This window comes from Acinetobacter sp. UBA3132, from assembly GCF_002364825.1.
Lineage (GTDB): Bacteria > Pseudomonadota > Gammaproteobacteria > Pseudomonadales > Moraxellaceae > Acinetobacter > Acinetobacter schindleri.
Genome location: NZ_DEZM01000082.1, coordinates 1 through 5,683, shown reverse-complemented (window position 1 = coordinate 5,683; position 5,683 = coordinate 1). Strand labels below are relative to the sequence as shown.

Here is a 5,683-nt window from a genome sequence, read left to right as displayed (position 1 = left end):
CAGAACAAGTTCCCTGCGAAGTTTGAACGTCAATTGATGGGTATTACCAAAGCGTCACTTTCTACTGATTCGTTCATCTCTGCTGCATCGTTCCAGGAAACAACTCGTGTGTTAACTGAAGCGGCTGTAACAGGTAAAGAAGATGATCTACGCGGTCTGAAAGAAAACGTAGTTGTAGGTCGTCTGATCCCAGCGGGTACAGGTCTGGCTTACCACTTGGAGCGTCGTCGTCAAGAAGCAGAAGCTGCAGAATTTGAACTGCATAATGACTTCTCTGATGTAGACCAAGCGCTTAGCCAAGCATTTAATGATGAGTTTAACGGTCTGTAATCAGACACTTTAAATCAGAAAAAGCCACCTTCGGGTGGCTTTTTTTATGGCTGGATGTTGTCAAATCAGCACTTTTAAACAATGATTTGAAATCAAACCCTAAAATATGCCAGTATTTCTGAGGAAAATATAAACTTAAATGGGAACAGTAAGATGAAAAATTTAGCAATCTCAGTTGTACTACTGCTAGCACTCGGTTTGACAGCGTGTTCTAAAGATCAAGCAGAAAATACAGCACCTGGCGACACTACAGCCGCGGATGAAACTGAAGTTGTAGATCAAGCAGCTGCAAATGAAGAAGCTCAACCTTTGGACGCGGCACCATTAGAAACAGATGACGTTGCAACATCAGAAGCTGTTACTCAATAAAGTAAAACAAGCTTTACATCTATTTAGGCACTGATCATTGCTACTTATTAATCCATACCGATGATCTGTAGTACAAGCGCCGCTTGTTAAGCTCGGTGCTTATTTTTTATTGAGAGGGAAAAATGCGTTTTATAAGTAAAAAATTAGCGGTTACCACATTGTTCGTAGTCTCAACTGTTTCATTTGCAGCACCTATGCCAAATACTATTATAGTTGAAGATAAAGCTGTGGTTCCTGTACTAAAAACTGAAGTGCTGCGTCGGGTAGAAGGACAGCAACCTGTACGTCATGTTGAAGCCACGATTCTGGAAATCACCAATAAAGGCAAGGATATTGTTGCTAAAGAAGTGGTATTTGATGACACTCTGGGGCAGTTCTCAGATAAAAAACTGTCAATTCCAGTGATTCAAAAGGGGGGCGTGATTGTTCCCACCTCTAAAATTGAATTCAATACGACATTGAAGCAGGACGGTGAAATCCTCCAGCAAACCAGAACTATTGATGCTGAAGGTATCGAGTTTAAAAAAGATCAGGCTGAACCTGTAAAACGTACTCTACAATTGCAGCAACATACTGGTACGGATAAAACCGAGGTAACGCATACCGTAATAACTGAAGATGGTGCAACCTCTCGTGATTTGCTCATGGTAGATACTGCGGAATAAAATTAAAAGATCCAATTTCATGTGCTATTTACAAAATAGCGTAGGGGAGTTTCAAGATTTAACATCTTGTTATAAATCGTTCCTTAAATTCCGGTTACTCTTAACTCATAAGACAGAGGAATCGAACAGGGAGCTGGATCATGAAAAAGTTAATTGGCGTAGTGGCTGCGGTGACAGTTTCAACCTTTATGTTAGCAGGTTGTGAAAATATGTCTGCCCGTGATCAACGTGTAGGTGCTGCAGCACTCGGTGGCGCAGTCGGTGGTGGTGTGGGTAATAGTGTCGGCGGTGGCTGGGGTTCTGCTATTGGCGGTGGTGCCGGTGCCGCTGTCGGAAGTAAGACTCAAGGCGGCTCTAACCGCAATGCAACCTACAGTGGTGTAGGCGGCGCTGTGGGCTCAGCCGTTGGTAAGAGTATTTTTGGTGGTAACGCTGGTGCAGCAATCGGTGGTGCGATCGGTGGTGGTGCAGGCGCGGCGATTGAGCAACGCCGTTAATCACAGCACTATCTGGTATTAATAAATAAAAGCGCTTGTACAGGCGCTTTTATTTTGTTGATCTAATTTCTATTTATCTTTAAAGAGAGCTTTGGGTTTTTTACGACGGATATATAAGGTCTTTTTTACTTCTGCAATACGTACACCTGAATCATCATAAATATCGACCTGATAGTTACGATAGACAGGAGCATGATCAGCCGCCAAATTCATAATAGTTTTCACTTCTTCAGCATCAATGCGTATGTCTGCATACACAGTTCCGCGGCCTGGAGAGAGGAACTGGATGGTCGCTTCTTTATCCCAGACAATATATTTTGGTCCCAGATGATGCATCAGGAGCAGCATGTAGAAGGGATCGACCATGGAATACAAGCTACCCCCAAAATGTACGCCGACAATATTCTGGTTTTTACGAGTTAGTGGCATTTTCACGCGAATATGATAATTGGCATAATCCAGTTCATCAATTTCGATACCCGCTCCACGATACGGTGCATAACGGTTTAAGATAAATTTAGTGACCAAAGGCAGGCTTTGAATTTTACGTAATAGGCTCATACTGACATTCTTTTTTCTTGTATAGCTATGCATACTAGAACAACAAAATTGTGATGGCATTGATAAATCATGCCGAGTTATAAAATAAACGGTCAATAACAATAAAGGAAGACCAGATGGAAACACAAACTCAATGGGTGGCAACCAGTGATCAGCAGCGTCTTGCAGTAAGAACTTTTGGTGATATCAGCAAGCCTGCTTTGGTTTTGGTGCATGGCTATCCGGATCATCAGGAGGTCTGGAAAAATGTAATTGTCTATCTGCCGGATTATTTTATCGTTACTTATGATGTGCGTGGCGCAGGGGATTCATCCATTCCCAAATATATCCGTGATTATCGTCTGGAGCGTCTGAGTATGGATCTGGAGGAAGTGGTGAATGCCGTTCTTCCAAGACAATCTTTTCATTTGGTTGCCCATGACTGGGGTTCGATTCAATCCTGGGAGTCGGTGACTGACCCAAGATTCGAAGGCCGTATTCTTTCCTTTACCACGATTTCAGGTCCCTGTCTGGATCATGCCGCCTTCTGGATGCGGAATCAGTTCAAGCAAAACCGATCAAGATTTTTTAAACAATTAAGCAAGTCTTGGTATATCGCCATGTTTCAATTGCCTTGGCTGGCACCAACTGCATGGAATTTTTTCAATCCCGAGCGCTGGGGCAAAATTATTCGGGAACTGGAAGGCAAAGAAGGACTGCCATTGAACCAGAATATTGTCAAAGATGGAAAATATGGCGTTGGGCTGTATCGGGCCAATTTTATTCCACGGTTGCTTAAACCCCGTGAACGCTATGCCATCTGTCCGGTACAGGCCATTGTGCTAAAGCGGGATAATTTCGTCAGTCCGCAACTAGTTGATGAAATGCCAAAATGGGTGCAAACCTTTTCCAGGGTAGAGCTAGATGCCAATCATTGGGCAATCTTAAGCCAGCCAAAACTTATAGCAGAGTCTATCCGTGAATTTACTCAGCAGCATGCTTAAGCCAGTCACAAAGATGGATTTGGATTGATAAAAATGTAGGGGAATTTTTATTCGCATTTTCTGATAAAATACCTCCCTTTCTCTCATTCCCAATTCATTATGTTTGCGATTCTTGCTGCTATCGGAGTCATGTGTGGACTCTCCTTGGCACGTGTACCTGTGGTTTTTGCCCTGGTCATTGGTGCTATTCTTGGTGGTTTGCTGGCGGGTCTAGGCCTCCAGGGAACTTTAGATGCATTTAACAATGGCCTGGGTGGTGGTGCTAAAATTGCTTTGGCTTACGGTATTTTAGGTGCATTTGCTTTAGCTTTGGCACGTTCAGGCCTGCCTGATCTTTTAGCTTATAAGATGATTAGTACCTTAAAAGGTGAGGCTGATATCAAAGCACAAAATCGTGTTAAATATATGATTTTTGCAACTGTTGCAATTGCAGCGGTCTTCTCTCAAAACGTGATTCCTGTGCATATTGCGTTTATACCTGTGTTGATTCCGCCTTTATTGATCGTATTTAATCACTTGCAGTTAGACCGCCGTCTGGTGGCCTGTTTGCTGACATTTGGTCTGGTTGCTACCTATATGCTGATTCCAGTTGGTTTTGGTGCAATCTTTCTGAATGATATTTTGGGTCAGAATATCAATACTTTTGGTAAAGCTTATGGCTTCCAGATCACCTATGACCAGATTCCAGCTGCCATGGCGATTCCTGTATTTGGCATGTTTATCGGTTTGCTGGTTGCGATCTTTATCAGCTATCGTAAGCCACGTGTGTATAAAGATATCCAGGTCGAACAGCAGCAGAGTATTTCTGCCGAACTGGGCGTAGAACAGCAGGCAGCTCGACCTCAAATTGCCAAGTTCACCATCTGGATGGCAGTGATTGCAGTTGTAGCAACGCTGGCTGTGCAGCTGTATTCAGATTCTATGATTCTTGCAGGTTTGGTGGGCGTAGCAATTCTTAGCTGTGCCGGAATCTTTAAATGGAAAGAAGCAGATGATGTGATCATTACCGGTATGCGTATGATGGCACTGGTTGGTTTCATTATGATCGCTGCCCAGGGGTTCGCCTCAGTCATTGAAGCAACCAATCAGGTGCCAGCGCTGGTTCAGGCCTCTGTAGAATGGATTGGTCAAAGTAAAGCACTTGCAGCCTTCTTAATGCTCTTGATTGGTCTGCTAGTAACTCTTGGGATCGGTTCATCATTCTCGACTGTGCCAATTTTAGCCATCATTTATGTACCGTTATGCATTCAGTTCGGCTTTAGTCCTGAAGCAACTATTGCCATTATTGGTACTGCTGCAGCACTGGGAGATGCGGGTTCGCCAGCGTCAGATTCTACCCTTGGCCCAACGTCTGGCCTGAATATGGATGGTCAACATGACCATATGAAGGACAGTGTGATTCCAACCTTTATCCACTACAACATTCCATTGCTAATTTTTGGCTGGATTGCGGCAATGGTGCTTTGATTGTGTGATGTTTCACACATTTTATTTGAATTAGTGTCTATTAATTCTGACTTGTCTGCTTGGAATAAATAATAATTAAATCAGATTAACCTGGTTGGTATTTTAATCCAACCAGGTTGGTAAGATTAAAATAAATATATATTAATTACATATACTTAAATAATACTTATAATTTGATTTTATAATATCTATTGCATATTAATTTTAACCATGTTTATTATTAATTAAGGTATATTTTTCTTAATAATTATTCTTCCCGTGGGGTATTAAAAATGTTAAAGCAAGTTGCTCTAATTGCATTAATGGGTCTTTCAGTATCTGCGATGGCAGGCCAGTGGCAAGTGAAAGTGGGGGCTTCTGTTCTAGCACCTACTCAAGAAACAGATCTTATTCCAGGTACTGTGAACGATGCTAAGGCAAGCAGTGAACTAAATTTTACTCCTTCGGTAGAATATTTCTTTAATGACAATGTATCTGCAGAATTATTGCTTGCTACACCGTTTAACCACGATGTAGATATGGCAGGTGGTGTAAAAATTGCCTCGTTAAAGCATTTACCACCAACATTAACAGCGAAATATAATTTTAAGAATTCAAGTCGTTTTACCCCTTATGTTGGTGTAGGTGCAACAGTATTCATTCCATGGGATGAAGAGTTTAGTCAAGCTGCAAAAAATGTTTTACAGGTGGCTAAATTAGATGCCGATGTTTCATATGGTGTAGCGGGTCAAATTGGATTTAATTTCCAACCAGCAGATGCTAAAAATTGGGGTGTGTTTGTGGATGCACGTTACGCAGATCTAAATACAGA

At 42.1% G+C, this 5,683-nt stretch carries 8 protein-coding genes; 7 read left to right on the top strand and 1 reads right to left on the bottom strand.

What is annotated here, in order from left to right; all coding sequences use genetic code 11:
- The 4 genes from B4033_RS03775 to B4033_RS03760 all read left to right on the top strand — a co-directional run.
- Window positions 1–330: hypothetical protein (locus tag B4033_RS03775; RefSeq protein WP_286832201.1), on the top strand; the 330-nt coding region annotated here is incomplete at its 5' end.
- A 153-nt stretch (window positions 331–483) separates the two neighbouring features.
- Entirely contained in the window at window positions 484–699 is a 216-nt protein-coding gene (locus B4033_RS03770) for a hypothetical protein (protein ID WP_005220719.1), read from the top strand.
- A 122-nt stretch (window positions 700–821) separates the two neighbouring features.
- Window positions 822–1,364 (top strand): hypothetical protein, encoded by a 543-nt coding sequence (locus tag B4033_RS03765; RefSeq protein ID WP_312324530.1) that lies wholly within the window; start codon window positions 822–824, stop codon window positions 1,362–1,364.
- 140 nt (window positions 1,365–1,504) lie between these two features.
- The gene (locus tag B4033_RS03760; RefSeq protein ID WP_004813553.1) at window positions 1,505–1,861 is read left to right on the top strand and encodes a hypothetical protein; all 357 of its coding nucleotides are present in this window, start codon (window positions 1,505–1,507) and stop codon (window positions 1,859–1,861) included.
- 69 nt (window positions 1,862–1,930) lie between these two features.
- On the opposite strand, the gene B4033_RS03755 is transcribed toward B4033_RS03760, so the two are convergent.
- Entirely contained in the window at window positions 1,931–2,422 is a 492-nt protein-coding gene (locus tag B4033_RS03755) for a DUF4442 domain-containing protein (RefSeq protein WP_008306741.1), read from the bottom strand.
- A 116-nt stretch (window positions 2,423–2,538) separates the two neighbouring features.
- Between B4033_RS03755 and B4033_RS03750 the strand changes: the two genes are divergently transcribed.
- From B4033_RS03750 to B4033_RS03740, 3 genes are all read left to right on the top strand, one after another.
- Window positions 2,539–3,405: an alpha/beta fold hydrolase gene (locus B4033_RS03750; protein WP_286832195.1), complete on the top strand. Its 867-nt coding sequence runs from the start codon at window positions 2,539–2,541 to the stop codon at window positions 3,403–3,405.
- Window positions 3,406–3,504: 99 nt separating this feature from the next.
- Complete coding sequence (locus B4033_RS03745; protein WP_273798134.1) at window positions 3,505–4,872, top strand: Na+/H+ antiporter family protein; 1,368 nt, start codon at window positions 3,505–3,507, stop codon at window positions 4,870–4,872.
- 272 nt (window positions 4,873–5,144) lie between these two features.
- Window positions 5,145–5,683: OmpW/AlkL family protein (locus tag B4033_RS03740; protein WP_286832192.1), on the top strand; the 539-nt coding region annotated here is incomplete at its 3' end.

Bases quoted from the DNA above. Each gene is read 5' to 3' on its own strand.
- B4033_RS03750 (WP_286832195.1), top strand. From the start codon at position 2,539: ATGGAAACACAAACTCAATGGGTGGCAACCAGTGATCAGCAGCGTCTT.
- B4033_RS03765 (WP_312324530.1), top strand. From the start codon at position 822: ATGCGTTTTATAAGTAAAAAATTAGCGGTTACCACATTGTTCGTAGTC.
- B4033_RS03755 (WP_008306741.1), bottom strand. From the start codon at position 2,422: ATGAGCCTATTACGTAAAATTCAAAGCCTGCCTTTGGTCACTAAATTT.
- B4033_RS03745 (WP_273798134.1), top strand. From the start codon at position 3,505: ATGTTTGCGATTCTTGCTGCTATCGGAGTCATGTGTGGACTCTCCTTG.
- B4033_RS03760 (WP_004813553.1), top strand. From the start codon at position 1,505: ATGAAAAAGTTAATTGGCGTAGTGGCTGCGGTGACAGTTTCAACCTTT.
- B4033_RS03770 (WP_005220719.1), top strand. From the start codon at position 484: ATGAAAAATTTAGCAATCTCAGTTGTACTACTGCTAGCACTCGGTTTG.